The sequence below is a fragment of the Amycolatopsis sp. NBRC 101858 genome (assembly GCF_030269325.1).
In the GTDB taxonomy this organism is placed as follows: domain Bacteria; phylum Actinomycetota; class Actinomycetes; order Mycobacteriales; family Pseudonocardiaceae; genus Amycolatopsis; species Amycolatopsis ponsaeliensis.
The window spans coordinates 263,400-286,704 of the sequence record NZ_BSTD01000008.1; the positions used below are offsets into that span (position 1 = coordinate 263,400).

21 protein-coding genes are annotated in these 23,305 nt (G+C 72.4%); 13 read left to right on the forward strand and 8 right to left on the reverse strand.

What is annotated here, in order from left to right:
- The first annotated feature begins 5 nt into the window (after positions 1 to 5).
- Positions 6 to 485 carry a GNAT family N-acetyltransferase gene (locus tag QSK39_RS48330; RefSeq protein ID WP_285484591.1) on the forward strand — a complete coding sequence of 160 codons (480 nt, stop codon included), beginning with the start codon at positions 6 to 8 and terminating at the stop codon, positions 483 to 485.
- On the opposite strand, the gene QSK39_RS48335 is transcribed toward QSK39_RS48330, so the two are convergent.
- Positions 472 to 1,626, reverse strand: a complete 1,155-nt coding sequence (locus tag QSK39_RS48335; RefSeq protein WP_285484592.1) for a glycoside hydrolase family 27 protein — start codon at positions 1,624 to 1,626, stop codon at positions 472 to 474. The two genes, QSK39_RS48330 and QSK39_RS48335, sit on opposite strands and share 14 nt — an antisense overlap.
- 94 nt (positions 1,627 to 1,720) lie before the next feature.
- Between QSK39_RS48335 and QSK39_RS48340 the strand changes: the two genes are divergently transcribed.
- From QSK39_RS48340 to QSK39_RS48350, 3 genes are all read left to right on the forward strand, one after another.
- Positions 1,721 to 2,251 (forward strand): gamma carbonic anhydrase family protein, encoded by a 531-nt coding sequence (locus tag QSK39_RS48340; RefSeq protein WP_285484593.1) that lies wholly within the window; start codon positions 1,721 to 1,723, stop codon positions 2,249 to 2,251.
- 30 nt (positions 2,252 to 2,281) lie between these two features.
- A complete protein-coding gene (locus QSK39_RS48345) occupies positions 2,282 to 2,959 on the forward strand; it encodes a uracil-DNA glycosylase (RefSeq protein WP_285484594.1) in 678 nt (225 codons plus the stop codon).
- Between the two features lie 64 nt (positions 2,960 to 3,023).
- A complete protein-coding gene (locus QSK39_RS48350) occupies positions 3,024 to 3,794 on the forward strand; it encodes an alpha/beta fold hydrolase (protein ID WP_285484595.1) in 771 nt (256 codons plus the stop codon).
- Positions 3,795 to 3,852: 58 nt separating this feature from the next.
- On the opposite strand, the gene rpmB is transcribed toward QSK39_RS48350, so the two are convergent.
- On the reverse strand, positions 3,853 to 4,044 hold the full coding sequence (gene rpmB, locus QSK39_RS48355) for a 50S ribosomal protein L28 (protein ID WP_003091970.1): 192 nt from the start codon (positions 4,042 to 4,044) through the stop codon (positions 3,853 to 3,855).
- A 133-nt stretch (positions 4,045 to 4,177) separates the two neighbouring features.
- Between rpmB and QSK39_RS48360 the strand changes: the two genes are divergently transcribed.
- From QSK39_RS48360 to QSK39_RS48370, 3 genes are read left to right on the forward strand one after another with little or no spacing between them, the layout of a single operon-like run.
- Positions 4,178 to 5,755, forward strand: a complete 1,578-nt coding sequence (locus QSK39_RS48360) for a DAK2 domain-containing protein (RefSeq protein WP_285484596.1) — start codon at positions 4,178 to 4,180, stop codon at positions 5,753 to 5,755.
- A 3-nt stretch (positions 5,756 to 5,758) separates the two neighbouring features.
- Entirely contained in the window at positions 5,759 to 7,912 is a 2,154-nt protein-coding gene (gene recG / locus QSK39_RS48365; protein ID WP_285484597.1) for an ATP-dependent DNA helicase RecG, read from the forward strand.
- Positions 7,909 to 8,376 carry a GNAT family N-acetyltransferase gene (locus QSK39_RS48370; protein ID WP_285484598.1) on the forward strand — a complete coding sequence of 156 codons (468 nt, stop codon included), beginning with the start codon at positions 7,909 to 7,911 and terminating at the stop codon, positions 8,374 to 8,376. The genes recG and QSK39_RS48370 overlap by 4 nt, the downstream gene beginning before the upstream one ends.
- Here QSK39_RS48370 and QSK39_RS48375 read toward each other — a convergent pair.
- On the reverse strand, positions 8,336 to 8,971 hold the full coding sequence (locus QSK39_RS48375) for a TetR/AcrR family transcriptional regulator (RefSeq protein ID WP_285484599.1): 636 nt from the start codon (positions 8,969 to 8,971) through the stop codon (positions 8,336 to 8,338). The genes QSK39_RS48370 and QSK39_RS48375 overlap by 41 nt on opposite strands.
- Before the next feature lie 31 nt (positions 8,972 to 9,002).
- On the opposite strand from QSK39_RS48375, the gene QSK39_RS48380 reads away from it, so the two are divergent.
- The 5 genes from QSK39_RS48380 to QSK39_RS48400 all read left to right on the forward strand — a co-directional run bounded on the left by QSK39_RS48380 (position 9,003) and on the right by QSK39_RS48400 (position 18,030).
- The gene (locus QSK39_RS48380; RefSeq protein WP_285484600.1) at positions 9,003 to 10,169 is read left to right on the forward strand and encodes an erythromycin esterase family protein; all 1,167 of its coding nucleotides are present in this window, start codon (positions 9,003 to 9,005) and stop codon (positions 10,167 to 10,169) included.
- A 27-nt stretch (positions 10,170 to 10,196) separates the two neighbouring features.
- Positions 10,197 to 12,791, forward strand: a complete 2,595-nt coding sequence (locus tag QSK39_RS48385; RefSeq protein ID WP_285484601.1) for a caspase, EACC1-associated type — start codon at positions 10,197 to 10,199, stop codon at positions 12,789 to 12,791.
- A 43-nt stretch (positions 12,792 to 12,834) separates the two neighbouring features.
- Complete coding sequence (locus QSK39_RS48390) at positions 12,835 to 13,731, forward strand: S8 family peptidase (RefSeq protein ID WP_285484966.1); 897 nt, start codon at positions 12,835 to 12,837, stop codon at positions 13,729 to 13,731.
- A 133-nt stretch (positions 13,732 to 13,864) separates the two neighbouring features.
- Complete coding sequence (locus QSK39_RS48395; protein ID WP_285484602.1) at positions 13,865 to 17,242, forward strand: pyruvate carboxylase; 3,378 nt, start codon at positions 13,865 to 13,867, stop codon at positions 17,240 to 17,242.
- Positions 17,239 to 18,030 (forward strand): arginase family protein, encoded by a 792-nt coding sequence (locus tag QSK39_RS48400; protein ID WP_285484603.1) that lies wholly within the window; start codon positions 17,239 to 17,241, stop codon positions 18,028 to 18,030. The genes QSK39_RS48395 and QSK39_RS48400 overlap by 4 nt, the downstream gene beginning before the upstream one ends.
- Before the next feature lie 5 nt (positions 18,031 to 18,035).
- Here the strand turns inward: QSK39_RS48400 and QSK39_RS48405 are convergent, their stop codons facing one another.
- The 4 genes from QSK39_RS48405 to QSK39_RS48420 are packed head-to-tail and all read right to left on the reverse strand — an operon-like array spanning position 18,036 to position 20,234.
- Entirely contained in the window at positions 18,036 to 18,395 is a 360-nt protein-coding gene (locus QSK39_RS48405) for a GntR family transcriptional regulator (RefSeq protein WP_285484604.1), read from the reverse strand.
- Positions 18,392 to 19,087, reverse strand: coding sequence for a hypothetical protein (locus QSK39_RS48410; RefSeq protein ID WP_285484605.1), 696 nt, complete (start codon positions 19,085 to 19,087; stop codon positions 18,392 to 18,394). The genes QSK39_RS48405 and QSK39_RS48410 overlap by 4 nt, the downstream gene beginning before the upstream one ends.
- Before the next feature lie 44 nt (positions 19,088 to 19,131).
- A complete protein-coding gene (locus tag QSK39_RS48415; RefSeq protein ID WP_285484606.1) occupies positions 19,132 to 19,767 on the reverse strand; it encodes a VC0807 family protein in 636 nt (211 codons plus the stop codon).
- Entirely contained in the window at positions 19,767 to 20,234 is a 468-nt protein-coding gene (locus tag QSK39_RS48420) for a MarR family winged helix-turn-helix transcriptional regulator (RefSeq protein ID WP_285484607.1), read from the reverse strand. The genes QSK39_RS48415 and QSK39_RS48420 overlap by 1 nt, the downstream gene beginning before the upstream one ends.
- A gap of 304 nt (positions 20,235 to 20,538) precedes the next feature.
- Between QSK39_RS48420 and QSK39_RS48425 the strand changes: the two genes are divergently transcribed.
- Complete coding sequence (locus tag QSK39_RS48425) at positions 20,539 to 21,819, forward strand: PucR family transcriptional regulator (RefSeq protein WP_285484608.1); 1,281 nt, start codon at positions 20,539 to 20,541, stop codon at positions 21,817 to 21,819.
- Positions 21,820 to 21,847: 28 nt separating this feature from the next.
- On the opposite strand, the gene QSK39_RS48430 is transcribed toward QSK39_RS48425, so the two are convergent.
- The gene (locus QSK39_RS48430) at positions 21,848 to 23,302 is read right to left on the reverse strand and encodes an AbfB domain-containing protein (protein ID WP_285484609.1); all 1,455 of its coding nucleotides are present in this window, start codon (positions 23,300 to 23,302) and stop codon (positions 21,848 to 21,850) included.
- Positions 23,303 to 23,305 lie beyond the last annotated feature (3 nt).

Sequence of the window (23,305 nt, forward strand, 5' to 3'; positions counted from 1 at the left end):
AAAGCGTGAGAATCGTTCCGGTCCCCTTCGACCATCCCGACGCGGTCACGCTCATGGCCGCGGTGCAGCAGGTGTACGTCGAGCGCTACGGCAGCGAAGACGCCACCCCGATGAGCCCGGCGGACTTCGACCCGCCGCAGGGCGTTTTCCTCGTCGGCTACCAAGGCGAAGAGGCCGTCGCCTGCGGTGCGTGGCGCGCCCACGACGGCCCGGCGCCGGACTTCCAGGACGGCGACGCCGAGTTCAAGCGGATGTACGTCGCCGATTCGGCCCGCGGCCGCGGGTTCGCGCGGATGATCCTGTCCGAGCTGGAGCGCACGGCGGCGCTGTGCGGCCGCAAGCGCGCGATCCTGGAAACGGGGACCAAGCAGCCCGAAGCCATCGCGCTGTACACCTCGTCGGGCTACACCGAGATCCCGAAGTTCGGCGTCTACAAGGGAGAGCCCGAAAGCCGCTGCTACGGCAAGGACCTCACCTCGGTGTGAGCTTGAGGAAGGCCGCGGCGTGCGGCCGCAGCGACGCGGAGACGTCCGTTCCGACGTCCTGGTGGGCCCACAGGTCCCGGACGGTCCACGCGCCCGGGATGGCCGCGGAGACGGTCGCGGTGGTGGTGCCGGTGTTGAGCAGCACCACCGCGAACCCGCCGCCGGTCAGCGGCTTGCCCCACACCTGGTAGCCGGGCCCGGACGTGAGCTGCCGGCCCTGCCCGCCCGCGAAGTCCTGGTCGACGGCGATCGCCTCGGGATTCCCCAGCGTCGCGAGGTCGGCGTCGCTCAGCTTCGCCGGGTCGGTGCCGGCGAACAGCGGCGCGTTCAGCACCGCCCAGACGCTGAAGTGCGCGCGGGCCTCGTCCGCGGTCAGCGTGCCGTTGCCGACCTGCAGCATGTCCGGGTCGTTCCAGCCGCCCGGCGAGCCGCTGTGGGTCGCGACGGTGGCCTGCTGGTCGATCGTCGCGAGCACCGACTCCCAGGTCGCGGTCAGGTCGTAGGTGGTCCGCCACAGGTTCGCCACCGGCCGCGCCCAGGTCCACGGGCTGGAGACGCCGTACTCGGAGATCGCGTAGACGATCGGGCGGGGCAGCGCGGCCAGCTCGTCGCGCATCTTCTCGAAGGCCGTCTTGCGGTCGAGGCCGTCGACGGTGTCGGCGTTGCACCAGTCGTACTTGAGGTAGTCGACGCCCCAGCGGCCGAACGTCTCGGCGTCCTGCTGCTCGTGGCCCAGCGAGCCGATGCCGGACGCGGGGTAGGCGTCGTTGGCCATCGCGCAGGTCCGGCTGCCCGGCACGGCGTAGATGCCGAACAGCAGGCCGCGGGAGTGGACGTAGTCGGCGAGGTCGGCGATGCCGTGCGGGAACCGGGTGGGATCGGCCGCCAGCGAGCCGTCGGCGGCGCGCTTCGGGGCCTGCCAGCAGTCGTCGACGACGACGTAGCGGTACCCGGCGTCCCGCAGGCCGGTGTCCGCCAGCGCGTCGGCCGCCTTCTTGACGACGTCCTCGGTCAGGTCGTAGCAGCGGACCTGGTTCCAGCTGTTCCAGCCCATCGGCGGGGTCGCGGCCAGGCCGTTCGCCAGCGCGGGGGACGCGGTCGGCAGGCTGAGCAGCCAGGTCAGCACGATCAGCAGGAGCACGAGTGCGGTGCTCCCGGTACTGGCGTTCCGGTTCGCGGCGATGGCGTGATCCAATCGCACGGGAAGTGAAACCGCGGTCACCCACGGAGGCGGCATGCCCATCTACGCGCTCGGTTCGCTCGAACCGGCGATCCACCCCGACGCCTACGTCCACCCGGACGCGACGGTGATCGGCGACGTCCGGATCGGCGCGTTCGCGTCGGTGTGGCCCCAGACGGTGCTGCGCGGCGACCACGGCCACATCGAGATCGGCGACCGCTCCAACGTCCAGGACGGCTGCGTCCTGCACTGCACGGAGAGGCACCCGACGATCCTCGGGCCGTCGTCGGCGATCGGCCACGCGGTGCACGTCGAAGGCGCGACGATCGGCACCGGCTGCCTGATCGCGTCCGGCTCGGTGGTGCTGAACGGCTCGGTGATCGAGGACGGCGGGATGGTCGGCGCCGGCGCGGTGCTGTCGTACGGCTCCCACGTGAAGACCGGCGAGATCGCGCTGGGCGTGCCCGCGAAGACGCGGGAGAACACGTCGTTCAGCGCGGAGAACATCGCGCTGGTGGTGGATTCCTACGTCGGACGCGGGCAGCGGTTCAAGACCGAGCTGAGGCGGCTCGACCCGCTCGGGTGACGCCGGCCACGCCCGGTAGGCTTGCGCGCCGTGACCGCACGACCGCTGCAGGACATCGTCGAGGCAGGCTGGGCCGAGGCCCTCGAACCGGTGGCGCCGCAGGTCGCCGCCATGGGGGAGTTCCTCCGCGCGGAGATCGCCGCCGGCCGGACCTACCTCCCGGCGGGTGAGCACGTGCTGCGGGCGTTCAAGCAGCCGTTCCACGACGTCCGGGTGCTGATCGTCGGGCAGGACCCGTACCCGACGCCCGGGCACGCCGTCGGCCTGAGCTTCTCGGTGGCGCCGGACGTCCGGCCGATCCCCAAGAGCCTGGTCAACATCTACAAGGAGTACGCCGAGGACCTCGGCCACCCGCTGCCGGCCAACGGCGACCTGACGCCGTGGGCCGACCAGGGCGTCCTGCTGCTCAACAGGGCCCTGACGGTGCAGCCCGGCAAGTCGAATTCGCACCAGGGCAAGGGCTGGGAAGACGTCACCGAGCAGGCGATCAAGGCTCTCGCGGCCCGGCCGGAGCCGATGGTCGCGATCCTGTGGGGCCGCAACGCCCGCAACCTGCGCCCGATGCTGGGTGAGGTGCCGTGCATCGAGTCGGCGCACCCGAGCCCGCTCTCGGCGCACAACGGCTTCTTCGGGTCGCGGCCGTTCAGCCGCGCAAACCAGCTGCTGGAGAAGCAGGGCGCGGCGCCGGTGGACTGGAAACTCCCGTAGGTTCGGTGTCCGGATCCGCGTGACGGCTCCGACCAGGGGGAAACGAACCCTTTCCGGAGGCATCATGAACGTCACATCGGCGGACGGCACGTCCCTCTTCTTCGAACAGCGCGGCACGGGTGCGCCGGTGATCCTGGTCGGCGGCGCGTTCAACGACCGGACCACGGTCGCCGGCCTGGCCGAAGTCCTGGCCGGCGACTTCACGACGATCGCCTACGACCGGCGCGGCCGCGGGGACTCCGGCGACGCGTCTTCGTACGCGTTCGAGCGCGAGATCGAGGACATCGCGGCACTGATCACCGAGGTCGGCGGGACGGCGTCGGTGTTCGGCCACTCGTCGGGCGCGGTCCTCGCCCTGGAGGCGGCCGCTGCGGGCATCGGCATCGACAAGCTGGTCGCCTACGAACCGCCGTACGCGACCCCGGACCAAGACCGGGGCGACGTCCTCGAGCAGGTGCAAGCCCAGCTGGCAGCGGGTGATCGCGACGGCGCCGTGAAGACGTTCCTGATGGTCGCGGGCACGCCGGAAGAGATGGTCGACGGCATGAAGCAGGCCCCGGTGTGGGGCTGGTTCACGGGCCTGGCGCACACGCTCCCGTACGACCTGACGATCTGCGGCCCGGGCGCCCGCCCGCGGCTGGACCACCTGGCGAAGATCGCGGTCCCGGCGCTGGTGATCGGCGGCGGCGCGAGCCCGGAGGAACTCCAGGCAGGCGCGCGCGTGGCCGCCGAGGCGGTCCCGGGGGCCCGCCATGAGACGCTGGAAGGGCAGGACCACGGGGTCCTCCAGTACCCGGAGACCCTCAAGCCGCTCCTGACGGACTTCTTGAAGTAAGCGCACGAAAATGGCGGGTGCTCCGGAGAGCACCCGCCATTTTCGAACTCTTCTCGCCTCAGCCGCGAACGACCTTGCCCGCCTTGATGCACGAGGTGCACACGTTCAGGCGCTTGCGCTGGGACACACCCACCTTGGCGTGGACGGTCTGGATGTTCGGGTTCCACCGGCGGTTGGTACGGCGGTGGGAGTGCGAGACCGACTTGCCGAAGCCGGGTCCCTTGCCACAGACGTCGCACACGGCAGCCACGTCGAACTCCTTTGGATCTGGGTCATAGAGATGAGCCCAGATGCACTGGGCAACTCGACCATAGTAACTACTGGCTTCGCGAGGTTCCGCACCGGGTCGATACGCTGCCTCGGACCGGTCAGGAGGTTACGGGGTGCGGGTGCTGGACACGGCGGCGGTGTCGGCCTGGGCGACGGGCTGCGTGCACAGTCTCGCGAGCCTGCGGCCGGCCATCGACGAGATCAACGTCTACCCCGTCGCGGACTCCGACACCGGCTCCAACATGCTCTTCACGATGACCGGCGCGGCCCGCGAACTCGAGGCCGCCGAGCCGGGAAGCGCTGCCGAAGCGCTGAAGGTCCTCGCGCGCGGCGCGGTGGCTTCGGCCAAGGGCAACTCCGGCGTGATCCTCTCCCAAGTCGTGCGTGGGCTGGCCGACCGCGCCGAAGGCGACCTGGACGGCGCGTGGCTGGCCGACGCGCTCGGGCACGCCGACGAGGTCGCCACCGGCGCCGTCAGCCGCCCGGTCGCCGGGACGATCCTCACCGTCCTGCACGCCGTGGCCCTCGCCGTGCGCGGCGACACCCGGTCCCTGACCGAAGTCGCGCAGGAGGCCGCGCAAGAAGCCGCGCACGCCCTCGAGAAGACGCCCCTGCAGCTGCCCGCGCTGGCCAAGGCCGGGGTCGTCGACGCCGGGGCCCGCGGGCTCGTCGCCGTGCTCGACGCCCTGGTCGGCGTGCTCACCGGCACCGCGCTCGAGCAGTTCCACGCCCTCGAGGTGCACGCGGACCCGCTCGCCGAGGCTTTCGCCTGGGAGGTCATGTACCTGCTCGACGGCGTCGAGGAAGCAAGCCTGCCGACCCTGCGCAAGGAGCTGAGCGGCCTCGGCGACAGCGTCACCGTGGCCGGCGACGGCTCGGGCAGCCACGCCGTGCACGTCCACTGCGCCGACATCGGTGCCGCCATCGAGGCCGGGCTCGCGCTGGGCCGCCCGCGCAAGATCCGCGTCGAGCCGCTGCTGACGCCGACGCCGATCGAGCCCGGTGGCGGGCTCGACCGCACGGTCGTCGCCGTCGTGCACGGCGGCGAGCTGGCCGAGCTGCTGCGTGCCGAGAGCATCCCGGTGCTGGCCGTGCCCGACGGCGAAACCCCCAGCGTCGAGGACGTGATCGGCCTGCTCAACGAAGCCGCCGGCCGGCACGTCACCGTGCTGCCGGGCAGCGTCGCGCTCACCGCGGCGGCCGACACCGCGGCCGGGCACGCGATGGCCGCCGACCGGGACGTCGTGGTCATCCCGTGCGTCTCGCCGGTGCAGGTCCTGGCCGCCCTCGCGGTGCACGACGCCGGGCGCCGCACCAACGACGACGTCGTCGCGATGGCCGAAGCGGCCGCCGCGACCAGGCGTGGCGAACTCCGGATCGCGCGCGAGGAATCGCTAACCTGGGTGGGCCGGGCCCAGTCCGGCGACGTGGTCGGCCTGGTCGACGACGAGGTGGTGCTGATCGAACCGGCACCGGCGTCGGAGACGAACCTGGTCGCGGCCGCGATGAAGGTGCTGAACCGGATGCTGGCGCTCGGCGGCGAGCTGGTGACGGTGCTGAGCGGGGACGCCGCCCCGCCCGGGGTCGCCGAGGAGCTCGCCGAGCAGCTGCGGGTGGAGCACCCGGAGGTGGAGCTGACGAGCTACGCCGGCGGCCAGGTGGAGGCCGTGCTGCTGATGGGAGTCGAATAGCCGATGGCCGGACTGCGCGACAAGCTGCCGCTGCTGCTGGGCGCCAAGACGGCGAAGGCGCTCGCCACGGCGTTGGACATCGAGACGGTCAGCGACCTGCTGCGCCACTACCCGCGCCGCTACGCCGAGCGCGGCGAGCTCACCGACATCGCGGGCCTCGAGCTCGGCGAGCACGCCACCGTGCTGGCGCGCGTGGAAAAGGTGAGCAAGCGGCGGATGAAGTCCCGCAACGGGACCATCCTCGACATGGTGATCACCGACGGGAAACGCCGGCTCACCTGCGCCTTCTTCAACCAGGCCTGGCGCGAGAAGGACCTCGTCCCCGGCAAGACCGGCCTGTTCGCCGGCAAGGTGTCCGCTTTCCGCGACACCCTGCAGCTGACCAACCCCGAGTACGAGCTGTTCGAGGCCGACCGCGAGGCCGAGGCGATGGACGACTTCCTCGCCGCGATCATCCCGGTGTACCCGGCGGCGCAGGGCATGCCGACGTGGTCGATCGCGAAGTGCGTGCGCCAGGTGCTCGACGTCCTCGAGGTCGACGAAGACCCGATGCCGGCGGAGCTGCGGCGGCTGCACAAGCTGTCCGACCTCGATACCGCGCTGCACGGCATCCACCGCCCGGCCAACTGGGCGCACCTGGAGGCGTCGAAGAAACGCCTCAAGTGGGACGAGGCCATGGCCGTCCAGCTGATCTTCGCGCAGCGGCGCCACTCGGCCATCTCGCGGCCGGCGAAGGCGAACCCGCACGTCAGCGGCGGCCTGATGGACGCCTTCGACAAGCGGCTGCCGTTCGACCTGACCGCGGGCCAGCGGGGCATCGGCGACGAGATCGCCACCGACCTCGCCTCCGAGCACCCGATGAACCGGCTGCTGCAGGGCGAGGTCGGCTCCGGCAAGACGATCGTCGCGCTGCGGGCGATGCTGCAGGTCGTCGACAACGGGCGGCAGACGGCCATGCTGGCGCCGACCGAGGTCCTTGCCGCCCAGCACGCGCGGTCGCTGCGGGAGATGCTCGGCGACCTCGGCCAGGCGGGTGAGCTGGGCGCGGCGGAGAACGCCACCAAGGTCACGCTGCTCACCGGGTCGATGGGCGCGAAGGAGCGCAAGAAGTCGCTGCTGGAGATCGTCAGCGGGGAAGCGGGCATCGTCGTCGGCACGCACGCGCTGATCCAGGACCACGTCGAGTTCGCCGACCTCGGCCTCGCCGTCGTCGACGAGCAGCACCGGTTCGGCGTCGAGCAGCGGGACGCGCTGCGCACCCGCGGCGCCGGCGACACCAGCCCGCACGTCCTCGTCATGACCGCGACGCCGATCCCGCGCACGGTCGCGATGACCGTCTACGGCGACCTGGAAGTGTCCGCGCTGCGCGAGATGCCGGTCGGGCGGTCGCCGATCTCGACCACGGTCGTGCCGGTCGCCGAAAAGCCGGCCTGGTTCGACCGGATCTGGCAGCGGGTCCGCGAAGAAGTCGGCAAGGGGCACCAGGGGTACGTCGTGTGCCCGCGGATCGGCGACGAGCCGCCGTCGGACAAGAGCGACAAGCGGCCGCCGCTCGCGGTCCTCGACGTCGCGCCCGACCTGGAGCACGGCGCGTTGCAGGGGCTGAAGATCGGCGTGCTGCACGGCCGGATGCCGCCCGACGAGAAGGACGCCGTGATGCGTGCGTTCTCGGCGGCGCAGCTCGACGTCCTCGTGGCCACCACGGTGATCGAAGTCGGCGTCAACGTCCCGAACGCGACCGCGATGGTGATCATGGACGCCGACCGCTTCGGCGTCAGCCAGCTGCACCAGCTGCGCGGCCGCGTCGGCCGGGGCAGCAACCCTGGCGTCTGCCTGCTGGTCACCGAGGCCCTCGACGGCACCGCGACGCGCGAGCGCCTGGCGGCGGTCGAGTCGACGACCGACGGTTTCGAGCTGTCGCGCCTCGACCTGGAGCTGCGCCGCGAGGGTGACATCCTCGGTGCCGCGCAGTCCGGGAAGCGGTCCGGGCTCAAGCTGCTTTCGCTGCTGCGCGACGAGGACGTGATCGCCGCGTCGCGGGAGAGCGCCCAGGAGATCGTCGAGAAAGACCCGGACCTGAAGAAGTACCGCGGCCTGGCGCAGATGGTCGCCGACGTCGTCGACGTCGAGCGCGCGGAGTACCTGGAGAAGACATGATCCGGCCGGCTGTGGCCGCGGACGCCGCGGCGATCGGCGAAGTCCACGTGCGCTCCTGGCAGGCGGCCTACGCGGGGCTGATCCCGGCGGACTTCCTCGCCGGCCTCTCGGTGGAGCCACGCGCGGCGTCGTGGGCCCGGCGCATCGAAGCCGGCGGCCCGGTCCTGGTCGCCGAGGAAGACGGCGCCATCGCGGGGTTCGCCGCGTACGGCGACGGCCGGCTCTACGCGCTGTACCTGCTGCCGGAGTACTGGGGGCGGGGCCTCGGCCGGGCGTTGCACGACCGGGTCGTCGAAGAGCTGCCCGGCGAAAGCGCCATCCTGTGGGTGCTGTCGACGAACGAGCGCGCGAAGAACTTCTACGTCCGGCAGGGCTGGGTGGACGACGGCGCCACCCAGACCGAGACGATCGACGAAGGCCGGGTCACGCTGGAGGAGCGGCGGTTCCGGCGTTCGCTGCCGTGAACACGCCCGCTTTCGCGGCGGCCGCGGCGGCTTTCGCGGCGAGATCGGCGTCCGCCGGCGTCACGCCCTCGCGGGAGACGAACAGGCGGTAGAAGATCGGGCCGCACGCCACCCGCACGACTTCGACGGCGTCCGTGCCGGCCGGGACTTCGCCGCGGTCGACGGCCCGGTCGACCACCACCGCCGAGCGCGCGTGGCGGTCGACGTAGAACTCCTGCAGGGCGTCCGCCGCGCGGGAGGAGAGGAACGCCGCCGAGATCGACGCCGTCGGGAGCTCGCGCTCGCCCGGCGAGGTGAAGTAGTGCACCAGCTCGAGGTTGATCCCGCGCAGGTCGCCTTCCAGGGAGCCGGTGTCCGGGGCCGTCCACTCCTGCTCGGTCCCCATCAGCAGGGCCGCCGCGACCAGGCCTTCGGCGGACTCCCAGCGGCGGTACAGCGTCGTCTTGTGCACGCCGGAGCGGTCGGCGACCGCCTCGACGGTCAGCTCCGCGTACCCGCGTTCGCCGAGCAGCTCGAGGGTGGCGTTCAGGGCGGCGAGGCGGGTCCGCTCGGTGCGTCCGCCCGGCCGTCTCGTGCCGGAAATCTCGGTTGCCAACTGCTACTCCTGTTGCGTTAGTGTGCCCAGTATGCCAGAACCGGAGTCCGTCGACGTCACGTCCATCGCCGCCCTGATCGGCGCCGCCGAGGTCGTCGCGATCGGCGAGAACAACCATCACATCCGGGAGTTCGGGGTGCTGCGCGATCGTCTCCTGCGTCACCTCGTCTCCGAGTGCGGGTTCACCGTGCTGGGGTTCGAGGGTGGGTTTCCCGAAGGGCACCTGGTCGACACGTGGCTGTCCGGCGGCCCGGGTGACGTCGCCGACATCGCGCGGGACGGCTTCACGTTCGGCCTCGGCGATTCGGCCGAGGTGCACGCGATGCTGACCTGGCTGCGCGGCCGGGGTGTCCGGTTCGCCGGTCTGGACGTGCCGAGTTCGGCGGGGTCGCCGGTGCCGTCGCTGCAGGCTCTCCGTGAGCACGTCCTGCGCGTGGACCCGGCCAACGTGTCGCTTGTGGACACGGCGTTGGCGGCGTGCGAGCCGTACGCGTCGGTGAGCAGCGCGGTCGCTCCCGGGCGGTACCAGGAGATGAGCACTTCGGCGCGGGATGCGGCGACGGTGGCCCTGACTGTCCTGTGTGGACATGTCGCGGCGCTCGGTTATGGCGACGTTGCCGCCCACCACGCCGAGGGTGCGCTGCGGATCGACCTCTACCTGCGGGAGCTGGACGCGTTGATGGCGGGGCGCGCGCCCGAGCCGCAGAGTTCGTCACGGGACACGTACATGGCCGCGACCGTACGGCTGCTGCGGCGGCTGTACCCGGGCGAGAAGATCGTCCTGATGCTCCACAACGGACATCTGCAGCGCGTGCCGTTCTCGCCGATGCCCGGCATGACAGCGCCGTCCGCGGGGACGCATCTGGCCGCCGAGCTGGGGGAGAAGTACTTCGCGCTCGCGCTGACCGCCGTCTCGGGGACGACGACCGGCCTGGCGCCCGACCCGGACGCGCGGCTCGGGTTCCGGATGTACGAGCAGGCTCTGGAGGCACCCGCGGAAGGCAGCGTCGAGGCGGCGCTGGCTTCTCGGGCGCCGTGCGTGGTCGCGCACCCCGCGGCGTCGAGCATCCGGCACGCGCACATGGCGCCGGCGGTCGACGTGGCGTCAGCCTTCGACGCCGTTGTGTGCCTGAAGGAGCAGGAAACGATTTTCCAGGCAGCCGCCGATCAGGTGCGCCCGTTCGGCTGCTTGCCGTAGTGCGCGGGGTGGGCGTTTCCTACCGGTATGGCCGGGCGGAGGCGGGCGCTGATCGTCGCCAACGGCGAGTACGACAACGCGGGGCTCCAGCGGCTGGGCTCGCCCGCGGCGGACGCGGACGCCCTCGTGGAGGTGCTGTCCGACCGGGCGATCAGCGACTTCGAGGTGCGGGTGGTCCGCAACGAGACCGCGCACGTCGTCCAGGCGGAGATCGAAGACCTGTGCGCGGAGGGCCGTCCCGACGACGTCCTGCTGATGCACTTTTCCTGCCACGGCTTGAAGGACGACTCGGGCGGCCTGTACTTCGCCGCGCGCAACACCCGGCCCGACCGGCTGCGGTCCTCGGCCGTGCCCGCGCAGTTCGTGCAGCAGTGCTTGCGGCAGAGCCGCTCGCGCAGTGTGGTGCTGCTGCTGGACTGCTGCTACGGCGGGGCGTTCGGGCAGGGCGTGGCGGTGCGGGCGTCGGGCGACGCGAACGTGCTGGACAGTTTCCGCGGCGGCCGCGGCCGGGCGGTCATCACGGCGTCGAACTCGATCGAGTACGCCTTCGAGGGCGCGACGCTGGCTTCGGACGAGCCGGCGCAGCCATCGGTGTTCACGGCGGCGCTGGTGGAGGGGCTGCGCACGGGCGAGGCCGACCGCGACGAGGACGGCTGGATCGCGCTGGGGGAGCTGTACGAGTACCTGTTCGACCGCGTACGCGAGCGCAACCCGAAGCAGACGCCGAGCCGCGACATCGAGATGCAGGGCGAGCTGTACCTGGCGAAGAGCCGGCGTCGCCGGATCAAGCCGTCCCCGATCCCGGCCGACCTCGCGGGCGCGATCACGGCGGAGAACCCGTTCACGAGGCTGGGAGCGGTGGCGGAGCTGAGACGCCGCCTGGCGAGCGACAACCTCCCGGTGGCAATGGGGGCGTTCGAGGCGTTGAAGTCCATGGCGGCCACGGACATCCAGCACGTCGCGGCGGCGGCTTCGGACGCGCTCGGGTTCGCGGTGGTCCGGGTGGACGTGCCTTCGGTGAGGTTGTCGGCGGTTTCCGGTGCGCGTGCCTCGGCGTCGCTGCGGGTGGCGGGCCCGCCGGTGGCGCGGGAGGTGCGGTTCGAGGCATCGCACGCGTGGATTTCGGTGACGCAGACGGCTTCGGGCGCGGACCTGTCGGTGACGGCGGGCGAGCCGGGAGTGCGGCGCGGGAGGGTGGTGGTCACCGGTCCGACCGGGGACGCGGTGGTGGAGGTGGAGATCGAGGCGGTCCCGGAGCCGGAGCCGGGGCCGGCGGGTGAGCCGGTGGCGGCAGCGGCGCCGGTTGCCGGAGAGTCGGCCGGCGGGCCCGGGCCGGTTCCGGAGCCGGTTGCCGAAGAGGGGAACTTGCCGGAACCCGCAGCGACCGGTCCGGCGCCCAAGGGGCTGGCATCCGCGCCGGTTGTCTCCGAACCAGCGCCCGCCATCGAAGGTGCGGTTGCCGCGCAACCCGCATCGAAGTCCGCCGGTGTGCCGGGACCCCGGCCGGCGGCAGCTGGGGGACCGCCGCCCGAAGCCGCGGTCTCCGCCGAACCCGCGCCGGAGCCTGTCGACGCGGAACGCGCCACCGCCGCGGAAGCCGAAGGCGGGCCGGCCGCAGAGCTCGGGGTGCTTGCCGGGGGAGCCGGGGATGGGCCGGCCGCAGAGCTCGGGGTCGCCGCGGGGCCTGCTGGGGAAGCCGGAGATGGGCCGGCCGCAGAACTCGCCGTCGCCGCTGGGGAAGCCGGGGACCCGCCGGCCGCCGCAGATCTCGCCGCCGCAGAGGTGCAAGACCGGCCGGCCGCCCGGGAACCCGCTCCCTCCGTGGCCGATCCCGTTGCCGGTACCGCCGGGCTCCTCGGGATCGCCGCCGCCGTCTTCGCGGTCGCCGGGCTGGCCCTCGACTACTACTACAGCGAATCCCTCGCCGTCTACCGGCCGGGGATGCACCTCTACGTCGTGGTCGTCGCCGTCTGTGCCGTTGTCGCCGGGGTGCTCACCCTCGTCTCGCGGACGCGCCGGACCGGGGCGGCCTTGCTGTTCGGTGTCGGCTTCGCCGGACTCTTCGGACTGCTGCGGTTCGCCGCCGAAGGGGTTGTCGTCTCGGCCGCCACCAGCGATGTCGTGCTGGGTGCGGGGTTCACCTTCGAACTGATCGCGCATGCCGCGCTGGTTGTCGCCGGTCTGTTCGGGCTCGTGGCCGTGCGCCGGACCGCCGGCGGCCTCGGTGCCGGGATGGTGCGCGGCCGGGAAGCCTGGGTGGCCGTCGGGCTCGGCATGCTCGTCGCGGCCGGGTGGCTGGCCCAGCTCTCCGAACTGGCCGGGTACGACCCCAGCGAAAGCGGACGGGTCTCGGCCTACTTCACCCTCGGCGCCGTGCTCGCCGTCGCGCTGCCCGTCGTCGCGGCGATCCTGCGCCCGGCGGCCGTCGGCTGTGCCGTGCTGGCGGCCGGGACCGCCGGGCTCGCGGGCGTGCTCGGGCCGACCTTCGGCGCCCTCGGCGACTACAGCTCCCTGACCTTCGCCGGGCTCCTCACCGCGGTCACCGGCCTCGTGCTCCTGCTCGTCGACGCCGTCGTCTGGGGCGTCCGGCTGCGGAATCAGCCGATCGAGCGACAATCCTGAGTTGTCGCCCCGCCGGGGCCGGGGTACCACGACGATCATGAGGATGCTGCTCGCCGCCGTGGCCATCGTGTTCGCCGGACAGACGCCGGCCGTCGCCGCCGGTGGGGTGCAGCCCGATCCGCCCAGCTGGGGGCTGGACCGGATCGACCAGCGCGCCGGGCTCGACCACGCCTACCACTACGCGAGCGACGCTTCGGGCGTCACGATCTACGTGATCGACAGCGGCGTCGACGCGCGGCACCCCGACTTCGAGGGCCGCGTCGCGCCCGGGCGGGACTTCCTGAACGGCGGCTCCGACACCTCCGACACCAACGGCCACGGCACGCGCCTCGCCGGGATCGCCGCCGGCAAGGACTACGGCGTCGCGAAGGGTGCGCAGATCGTGCCGGTGCGGGTGCTCGACAAGGACGGCGGCGGCGCCACGGACCAGATCATCGCGGGCATCGATTGGGTCGCGCAGAACGCCCAGCAGCCCGCGGTCGCCGTCCTCGGCATCGGCGGCGTGCCGAACGACCGGCTCGACGCGGCGGTCAAGCGGCTGGCGGCGGTGGTCCCGGTCGCGGTCCCGGCGGGCAGCGAGACGGCGGACGCGAGCGGGTTCTCCCCGGGCCGCGTCACCGAGGCGCTGACGGTCGGGGCCACCGACGCCCAGGACCACCCCGACAAGGCGTCGAACTTCGGCCAGGACGTCGACCTGTACGCGCCGGGCGTCGAGGTCCCGGCGCCGATCGCGGGCGGCACGGGCGCGGGCCCGGAGTCGGGCACGTCGATGGCGGCGGCGTTCGCGGCGGGAGTGGCGGCGCTGTACCGCGCCCAGCACCCGGAAGCGGCGCCCGACCAGGTGGACCAAGCGCTTGTTCAGGCGGCGACCCCGGACGCGCTCAAGGGAGTTCCGGACGGCACGGCCAACCGGCTCCTTTACGCACCCGCGGGATCCTGAGAAGCTGCCCAGACGCGCTCCCGGCCAATCTTCCGCGGCGCATGATGTCCATCACCTGGTACTGAACTCCCGCAGAGCGGGAAGAACCGGGTAACGTGCGTTGACTTACCGATCCATACGGGAAGGACCGGGCATGTTCCGCAAGGTGCTGGTGGCCAACCGCGGCGAGATCGCCATCCGCGCGTTCCGCGCCGGCTTCGAACTGGGCGCGGGCACGGTCGCCGTGTTCCCCCACGAAGACCGCAACTCGCTGCACCGGCTGAAGGCCGACGAGGCGTACGAGATCGGCGAACCCGGTCACCCCGTGCGCGCCTACCTCTCGGTGGACGAGATCGTCAGCGCGGCGAAGAAGGCCGGGGCCGACGCCGTCTACCCCGGTTACGGCTTCCTCTCCGAGAACCCCGATCTCGCGCGCGCGTGCGAAGAAGCGGGCATCACCTTCGTCGGGCCGAGCGCCGACATCCTCGAGCTCACCGGCAACAAGGCCCGCGCGGTCAAGGCCGCGCGGGAGGCCGGCGTGCCGGTGCTCGGGTCGTCCGAGCCCTCCAGCGACGTCGACGCGCTGGTCGCGGCCGCCGACGACCTGGGCTTCCCCGTGTTCGTGAAGGCCGTCGCCGGCGGTGGCGGGCGCGGCATGCGCCGCGTCGAGGACCCCGCCCAGCTGCGCGAGTCCATCGAGGCCGCCGCGCGCGAGGCCGAGTCCGCCTTCGGCGACCCGACCGTCTTCCTCGAGAAGGCCGTCGTCGAGCCGCGGCACATCGAGGTGCAGATCCTCGCCGACGGCGAGGGCAACATCATCCACCTCTACGAGCGCGACTGCTCGGTGCAGCGGCGCCACCAGAAGGTCGTCGAGCTGGCCCCGGCGCCGAACCTCGACCCCGAGCTGCGCGACCGGATCTGCGCGGACGCCGTCAAGTTCGCGAAGCAGATCGGCTACCGCAACGCCGGCACCGTCGAGTTCCTGCTCGACAAGCAGGGCAACCACGTCTTCATCGAGATGAACCCGCGCATCCAGGTCGAGCACACGGTCACCGAGGAGGTCACCGACGTCGACCTCGTGCAGTCGCAGCTGCGGATCGCGTCCGGCGAGACCTTGGACGACCTCGGCCTGAGCCAGGACAAGATCTACCTGCGCGGCGCGGCGCTCCAGTGCCGGATCACCACGGAAGACCCGGCCAACGGCTTCCGCCCGGACACCGGGATGATCTCCGCCTACCGCTCGCCGGGCGGGTCGGGCATCCGGCTCGACGGCGGCACCGCCTTCTCCGGCACCGAGATCAGCGCCCACTTCGACTCGCTGCTGGTGAAGCTCACCTGCCGTGGCCGCGACTTCAAGACCGCCGTCGGCCGCGCCCGCCGCGCCGTCGCCGAGTTCCGGATCCGCGGGGTCGCGACGAACATCCCGTTCCTGCAGGCGGTTCTCGACGACGAGGACTTCCGCGCCGGGCGCGTCACGACGTCGTTCATCGAGGAGCGCCCGCAGCTGCTCACCGCGCGGCAGTCCGCCGACCGCGGCACGCGCCTGCTCACCTACCTCGCCGACCAGACGGTCAACAAGCCGAACGGCGAGCGCCCGAAGACCCCGGACGCGACGCTGAAGCTGCCGAAGCTCGCGAAGGACGCCCAGCCGGCCGACGGCTCGAAGCAGAAGCTCGTCGAGCTGGGCCCGGGCGGGTTCGCGGAGTGGCTGCGGAAGTCGCCGCACATCGGCGTCACGGACACGACGTTCCGCGACGCGCACCAGTCGCTGCTCGCCACCCGCGTCCGCACGAAGGACCTCCTCGCGGTCGCGCCGGTCGTCGCGAACACCCTCCCCGGATTGCTGTCGCTGGAGTGCTGGGGCGGCGCGACCTACGACGTCGCGCTGCGGTTCCTCGCCGAGGACCCGTGGGAGCGCCTCGCCGCGCTGCGCGAAGCCGTGCCGAACATCTGCCTCCAGATGCTGCTGCGCGGGCGCAACACCGTCGGCTACACGCCGTACCCGACCGAGGTGACCACCGCCTTCGTCGAGGAGGCGACGAAGACCGGCATCGACATCTTCCGGATCTTCGACGCTCTCAACGACGTCGAGCAGATGCGCCCGGCCATCGAGGCGGTGCGCGAGACCGGCTCCGCCGTCGCCGAGGTGGCGCTCTGCTACACCTCGGACCTGTCGGACCCGGGCGAGAAGCTCTACACGCTCGACTACTACCTGAAGCTGGCCGAACAGATCGTCGGCGCCGGGGCGCACGTCCTGGCGATCAAGGACATGGCCGGGCTGCTGCGCGCGCCCGCGGCGACCCGGCTGGTCACCGCGCTGCGCAAGGAGTTCGACCTGCCGGTGCACATCCACACCCACGACACCGCGGGCGGCCAGCTGGCCACCTACCTCGCGGCGATCAACGCGGGCGCGGACGCCGTCGACGGCGCGGTGTCGTCGATGGCGGGCACGACGTCGCAGCCGTCGCTGTCGTCGATCGTGGCGGCCACCGACCACTCCGACCGCACGACCGGGCTGAGCCTGGACGCGATCGGCGAGCTGGAGCCGTACTGGGAGAGCGTGCGCAAGATCTACGCGCCGTTCGAGGCCGGGCTGGCCTCGCCGACCGGGCGCGTCTACCACCACGAGATCCCCGGCGGGCAGCTGTCGAACCTGCGCACCCAGGCCATCGCGCTGGGCCTGGGCGACCGGTTCGAGGACATCGAGGCGATGTACGCCGCGGCCGACAAGATCCTCGGGCACCTGGTGAAGGTGACGCCGTCGTCGAAGGTCGTCGGCGACCTCGCGCTGCACCTGGTCGGCGCGGGCGTCTCGCCGGCCGACTTCGAGGCGGAGCCGAACAAGTTCGACATCCCCGACTCGGTGATCGGCTTCCTGCGCGGTGAGCTCGGCGACCCGCCGGGCGGCTGGCCGGAGCCGTTCCGCACCAAGGCCCTGGAGGGGCGCGCGGCGGCGAAGCCGGTCGCCGAACTGTCCGAAGAGGACCGTTCCGCGCTGGCGGAGCACCCGCGCCGGACGCTCAACCGGCTGCTGTTCCCGGCGCCCACCAAGGAGTTCGAGACGCACCGCGAGGCCTACGGCGACACGTCCGTGCTGCCCAGCAAGGACTTCTTCTACGGGCTGCGGCCGGGGGAGGAGTACCAGGTCGACCTCGAGCCGGGCGTGCGGCTGCTCATCGAGCTGGAGGCGATCGGCGAGGCCGACGAGCGCGGCGTGCGCACGGTGATGTCGACGCTCAACGGCCAGCTGCGCCCGATCCAGATCCGCGACCGGTCGATCGCGTCGGACATCCCGGCGACCGAGAAGGCGGAGAAGGGCAACCCGAAGCAGGTCGCGGCGCCGTTCGCCGGCGTGGTCACGCTGCAGGTCTCCGAGGGCGACACGGTCGAGGCCGGCGCGACGGTCGCGACGATCGAGGCCATGAAGATGGAGGCGTCGATCACCGCCTCCGCCGGGGGCAAGGTCGGCCGGCTGGCGATCACCTCCGTCCAGCAGGTCGAGGGCGGTGACCTGCTGCTGGTGCTGGAGTGACGCTGGTCAACGCGGTCCCGCAGCGCCAGGGCGCGGTGGGACCGCGGGCGGCGGAGCTGCCGGACGGCTGCCTGGCGCTCGCGGAGCTGGCCGGGCACGTGCTCGGCCGGCCGGTGCACCACGTCCGGCAGACGCGTTCGGTGTCCGAAGTGGACCGCGGGGTTTCTTCGCGCGCGGAACTGACGGGCCCGAACCGCGCCGCCCAGCTGGCGGCACTGGAGTCGCCCGGCGGCCCGGTCCTGACGATCGGCGGTGACTGCGGGGTCGAGCTGGTCCCGATCGGCGTCGCCCGCTTCCGGTACGGCCCGGGCCTGGGTGTCGCGTGGTTCGACGCGCACGCCGACCTGAACACGGCCGAGTCGTCGCCTTCGGGGGCGTTCCACGGCATGGTGCTGCGGTCGCTGTTCGGCGAGGGCGACCCTGAGTTCGCCGCGGCGCCCGCGGTGGAGCCGGGCCGGGCCGCGCTGCTGGGGACCCGCGTGTTCGACCCGGAGGAACGGGCGGCGGTCGCGCGGGGGCTCGCGGTCACGTCGGTGGATGCCTTGGCGGGCGTGGAGAAGCTGTACGTCCACGTGGACCTGGACGTGCTCGATCCGGCGGAGTTCCCCGGCCTCAACTACCCGGAGCCGGACGGCTGGACGATCGAGCGGCTGGTGGCCGAGCTGGACGCCCTGGCCGGGTACGAGGTCGTGGGCGCGGGCATCACCGAGTGCGTGGGCACGTCCCGTGAGGTCGAGGTGCTCACGCCGATTCTGGAAGCGGTGGGCCGGCTGCTCGTGAGTGGCTGAAGCCGTCACGACCAGGCCGCGCGGACCGCGTTCAGGGCGGTGTCCAGGTCGGCGCCGAGGTCGCGGGCCTGGGCCAGGTAGGCGGTGGCCGCGGCGAGCAGCAGCTCCGCGGGAGCCGGGCTGCCGGCCGGGATCGTCACCACCGTGCCGCGTGCGCGGGCCGTCGCCACCCAGCCCGCCGCCTCCAGCTCGCGGTACGCGCGGGCCACCGTTCCGGACGCCAGTCCCAGGTCCCGGGCCAGCTGGCGGATCGGCGGCAGCCGCGCCCCCTCCGGCAGCGCTCCGGTCGTGATCGCGTGGATCACCTGGTCGTGCACCTGCCGCCACGGCGCGAGCCCGTTCTCCGTGTCGACGACGATCTTCACGCGGCCGCCGGCAGCCGTTTCACCGGAGCGGTCACCGCCAGGAACGCCGCCACCCCGACGACCACGACCACCAGCGAGCCGAGGTTGCCCGCCGGCCAGCCGAGGGCGGCGCAGGTGCCGATGCCCAGCCCGATCGCGACGCGCCCGCTGCGGCGGCGCAGCGCGAGGTCGGCGCGCGGTTCCCCGACCGCCGGGCGGCGCACGGCGAGCGCGGTGATCACCCAGCAGAGCAGCGTGGTGCCCGCCGCGATGGCCAGCAGCGTCCACTGCCGGGTCCAGGCCAGGTGCGCGATCGCGCCCGCCGAAGCCAGCCCGCTGAGCACCAGCGCCCAGACCGGTACGACGTCGCGCAGCGTGCGCGGCACCAGGGCGGCTTCCCGGCGCGGGCCGCGCGCGGGGCGCTGGGCGAACAGCTCGGCGATCAGGCCGCCGAGCAGCAGCGTCGCGACGATCGTGCCGGCCCCGGTGCCGTCGAGGACCGGCGGGATGACCAGGAACAGCCACGGGTACCAGATCCGGCGCCGCTTGAGGTACCGGACGGCGAGCGCCACTTCGGCGGCGTCCGGGTCCGGGACGCCCCAGCGTTCGAGCAAGCGCTTTCCGTGCTTCTCGCCGGGCCACAGCACGATCAGGATCGCCAGGCCGATCAGCCCGGTGAAGAGCGCGACCGCCAGCACGTTGTCCCACGGCATGTCCGGACCTCCTCGCTTGTATCAAGCACACGATACAAGCGAGCTCAGCTCGCCGCGACCCGGTGGGCCTCGATCACGGGCCGCAGCGGGCGCATCCGCAGCCGCGTGACCACCACGGCCAGCACGAACACGACGACGAGCGGCACTTGGGAAAGCCACACCGACTCGTCCACGCGCTCGGGCGGCAGGCTGTAGACGACCACGACACGCAGGACCGCGTCGAGCGCGAAGGCGCCGGCCCACACCGCCGTCACGCCGCGGACCGTGCGGCGGAACCGGTCCGAGTGGGTCCACGCGCGTTCGTAGGCGTCGGCGAGCGCGGGATCGCCGCGGGTGGCGAACGGCTTGCCCGAGTCCAGCACCAGCGGCCGCCCGGTGAAGCAGGTCACCAGCGCGTACACGGCGGCGACCGCGAGGTAGAGCGCCGGTTTCGCCAGCACGATCCGCGGGTCGCCGCTGACGAACAGCAGTGCTGCCGACAGGCCCATCTCCAGGAAGATCAGCACGCCGAGCGCGTCCACCTTGCCCCGGCGGAGCGTGGTGACCAGCGCGTGGACGCCGGTGGCCGCGCCGGCGATCGTGAGCGACCAGAACGCGCTCAGCCCGAAACCGGAGTGCAGCAGGAAGTAGCCGCCGATCGGCAGGACGAGGTCGAGGACGACCGGGAGGAGGGCGCGCATCAGTCCGCCTCCCGCTGCCAGCGCCGCCCGGGACCCGGCCGTTTCTTGGCTGCCGCAACCGAAGTCTCCAGCCGGGCCAGCAGTTCGCCGAGCCGGCGGACGTCCTCGGGGGACCAGTCGCGCAGGAAGTCGGCGAAGCGGTCGAGCCCGAGCTTCGTCAGGCGGCGCACCTCGTCCCAGCCCGGCTCGGTGAGTGAGATCAAGCAGGATCGCCGGTCTTCCGGATCGGCCTCGAGCCGCACGTGCCCGGCGTCTTCCAGGGCCCGTGTCTGCCGGGTGATCGACGACTGGTGCACGTCGAGCTCCGCGGCGACCTCCGACGGCCGGACGCGGCCCTTGCCCGCGGCCAGCCGCAGGATCGCGACGCGGGTCGGGTCGGCCGCGCGCGATTGGGCGCGGCGCAGTGCTTCGCTGATCCGCGTCAGGGGGTAGACGACGCTCTCGAGGTCCTCGTGGCTGTGCGGCATGACGACGACGGTAGGGCTACTTGCGTCACGCAAACAAGTGGTTGGCGAGAATCTCAGGGATGTCCCGGAGGGCTCCGGCTCTGGAGGAGTTCGGCCGTTCGTACGTACAATCGTGAGCAGTCGGCGGGGTGGTTGTCAGCGTTCCGCAGTCCGACCTCGTGAACTTGTCACGAAGATGACAAGAAATCGGTTTCCCTTCGAAGGTGTGACACGTTCCGGACTACTTTTTCGATGTGTCCGGTGTCACCCCGCATCAGGCGGGGTGCGCGGGCACGGGGTCCCGGGGCGGAGCAAAGGAGCTGCGATGTCGGTGGAGCGCGGATTCGATCACGCTGCGCCACCACCCGCTGCACTACCCCGCAAGCTCGCCGACATCCTGCGTCCCGAGCTGGCCAGCCTCGCCGCGGAGATCGTCGACGAGATCCGCGCGACCATCCCGGCCTACGCCCGCCCGCTCGACGGCCCCTACGGCAAGTCGATCCGCGCCGGCGTCGAGTACGCGATCACGTTGTTCGTCGCGCAGATCGCCGACCCGACGGTGTCCAAGGAACAGTCCCACGAGGTGCACCACCGCTTGGGGCAGAACGAAATGCGCGAAGGCCGCAGCCTCGACACGCTGCAGTCGGCGTACCGGGTCGGCGCGCGCGTGTCGTGGCGGCGGATCATGCGAGTGGGGCGGAGGAGCGGGCTCTCGTCGGCGGTGATGTCGCAGCTGGCCGACGCGATGCTGGCGTTCATGGACGAACTCGCCTCCGTCGCGCTCGACGGCTACCTGGAGGCGAAGGCGCGCACGGCGGGAGCGCTCGACACCTGGCGCCGCAAGCTCTTGCACCTCATCCTCGAGACGCCGCCCGCGTCCCCCAAGGCGATCGCCGAGCTGGCCCAGCTGATCGGCTGGCCGGTACCGACCGACGCGACGCCGGTGGCGGTCTGCCCGGCCGACGGCGTCGCCCCGGCCCGCCGCCACGCGGGGCTGGACGCGGACATCCTCGCCGAGCTCGACACGCCCGACCCGAAGCTGGTGGTCCCCGGCGAGCTCGGCGGCGCGCGGCTGGCGACGCTGCAGGTGGCCCTGCCGGACTGCCGGCTCTCGATCGGCCCGTGCGTCCCGCTCGCGTCGGTCGCGGATTCCCTGCGCTGGGCCCGGAACGCCCTGCACCTGGCCGAGCGCGGCGTGCTGATGCCCCGCCCGGTGCTGCGCGCCGAGGAGCACCTGGCGACGCTGCTGGTCAACTCCGACACGGGTCTGGTCGGCACGCTGCGCCACCGCCTGTTCGCGCCGCTGTCGGACATGACGGGCAAGCAGCAGGAGCGGCTGCTGGAGACGCTGCGGGCGTGGCTCGACAGCCAGGGCAACGTGGTGGAGATCGCGGAGCGCCTGGGTGTCCACCCCCAGACGGTCCGCTACCGCATGAGACAGCTGCAGGCCACCTTCGGCGACAGCCTGCGTGACCCGGCAGCGCGGTTCGAGATGGAACTGGCCCTGCGCGCAGGCGCGGCGCCGTTGCCACTGCGGTACCCGGTCACCGAGCTGCTCCCGGCCCCGCGCAGCGGCGGGTTGCATCCACAGTGGACGCCGCGGTAGCCGGGACAGTCCCGGCCACCGCGAGCGGTCAGGGGACGTCGATCTGCCAGGAGACGTCGGCCGCGTAGCCGGTCGGCGTGTCGTACGGGTGCAGGCCGCTGGAGTCGGCCGCCCACACCTGCGTCGTGTACTGGCGGGCGAACCTTCCCTTGGCACCGAACGACTCCAGCGTGACACCGGCGCCGGAGAGCCCGGCCTTCGAGCACCAGGTCGCGTCGGCGTGGAACTGGTCGGTCCCGTCGGACGCGGCGAGCACCACCCGCAGCCCCTGCTGGCGCAGGTAGTACTCGGGGTGCGCCACCGACTCGAACGAATGGCACGTCGAGTCGGCCTTGCCCGGCACGACCCGCCACGCCGTGTCCGCGCCGGACCCCGCGCCGACGAGGGCGTCGGTCAGGCCGCGCAGGTACCAGCCGGAAGTGCCGGTGCTCTGTGAGCGGATCGACTGGACCAGCACCGCGTCCTCGTACTGGCCGAGCCGCAGGAAGCGGTCGACGTCGTCGTCCGTGCCGGCCATGGCGGTGTTCGCCCCGGCGACCAGCGCGGGGTGCACGCGGCTCTGCTCGGCGCGCGTCCGCAGCTCGAACAGCAGCCGCCGGTCCGCCTCGCCCTTCTTCCGGATCCAGGTGAACCAGTCCTGCAGGTTCGCGCTGTGGATGCCGGTGCCGACGTAGGCCCGCAGCTGGACGTCGTCCATCGTCCGCAGGGCGCGCTCGGCCGCGGCGCGTACCTCGGTGCCCGCTTTCGCGGCCTGCCAGAGGTCGAGCACGAAGTTGACGTCCGGTTCGACGAGCTGGCCTTCGGTCGGCACGACGGCGACCACCGCCGCGGCCCGGACCCGCGCGTCCCGCGCTGCTCTGGCCACCCGCTCCGCTTCGATCGCGTCCTGCTGGTCGGCCGCGCGGGCGGTGAAGATCCCGGTGAGGATGAAGTCCCGCTGCGCGGCGGCGTCACCCTGGTAGGCGGCCAGCGCCGCGAGCTTCAGCTTCGGCCCGGAAGGGTTCTCCCACATGGCGAAGGCGAACTCGCGGTCGCTCTGGATCAGCAGCACCGGCGACGGCACCATGTTGTTGACCAGCGCCGCCCGCTGCTTGGCCTCGCGCGCCGCCCGCGCGACGGCGTCGTCACGCAGGATGCGGGCCTGGTCGCGGGCGTTCGCGTCGTGGACGCCGGTCTTGATCCACTGCGTCCACTCCGCTTCGACACCCGCGTAGGCGAGCTGCGCCGACGCCCGCACCTCGGTGCCGGTCGCCCGCTGCCACAGCGCGAACACGAAGTTCCGGTCGGTGAGGATCAGCAGGTCGGGACTCGCGACGAGGCCGATCTCCTGCGCGGCCCGGACCTTGTCGTCCTGGGTGGCGCTCCGGGGCGCGTCCGCCGTGGCCGCGGCTTCGGCCCGCGGGACGAGCACCGGAGCCGTCGTCCCGATCAGTGCGAGGGCCACGGCGCCCGCCGCGAGCCCCAGCCGGGTTCTGCTTGTCATCGC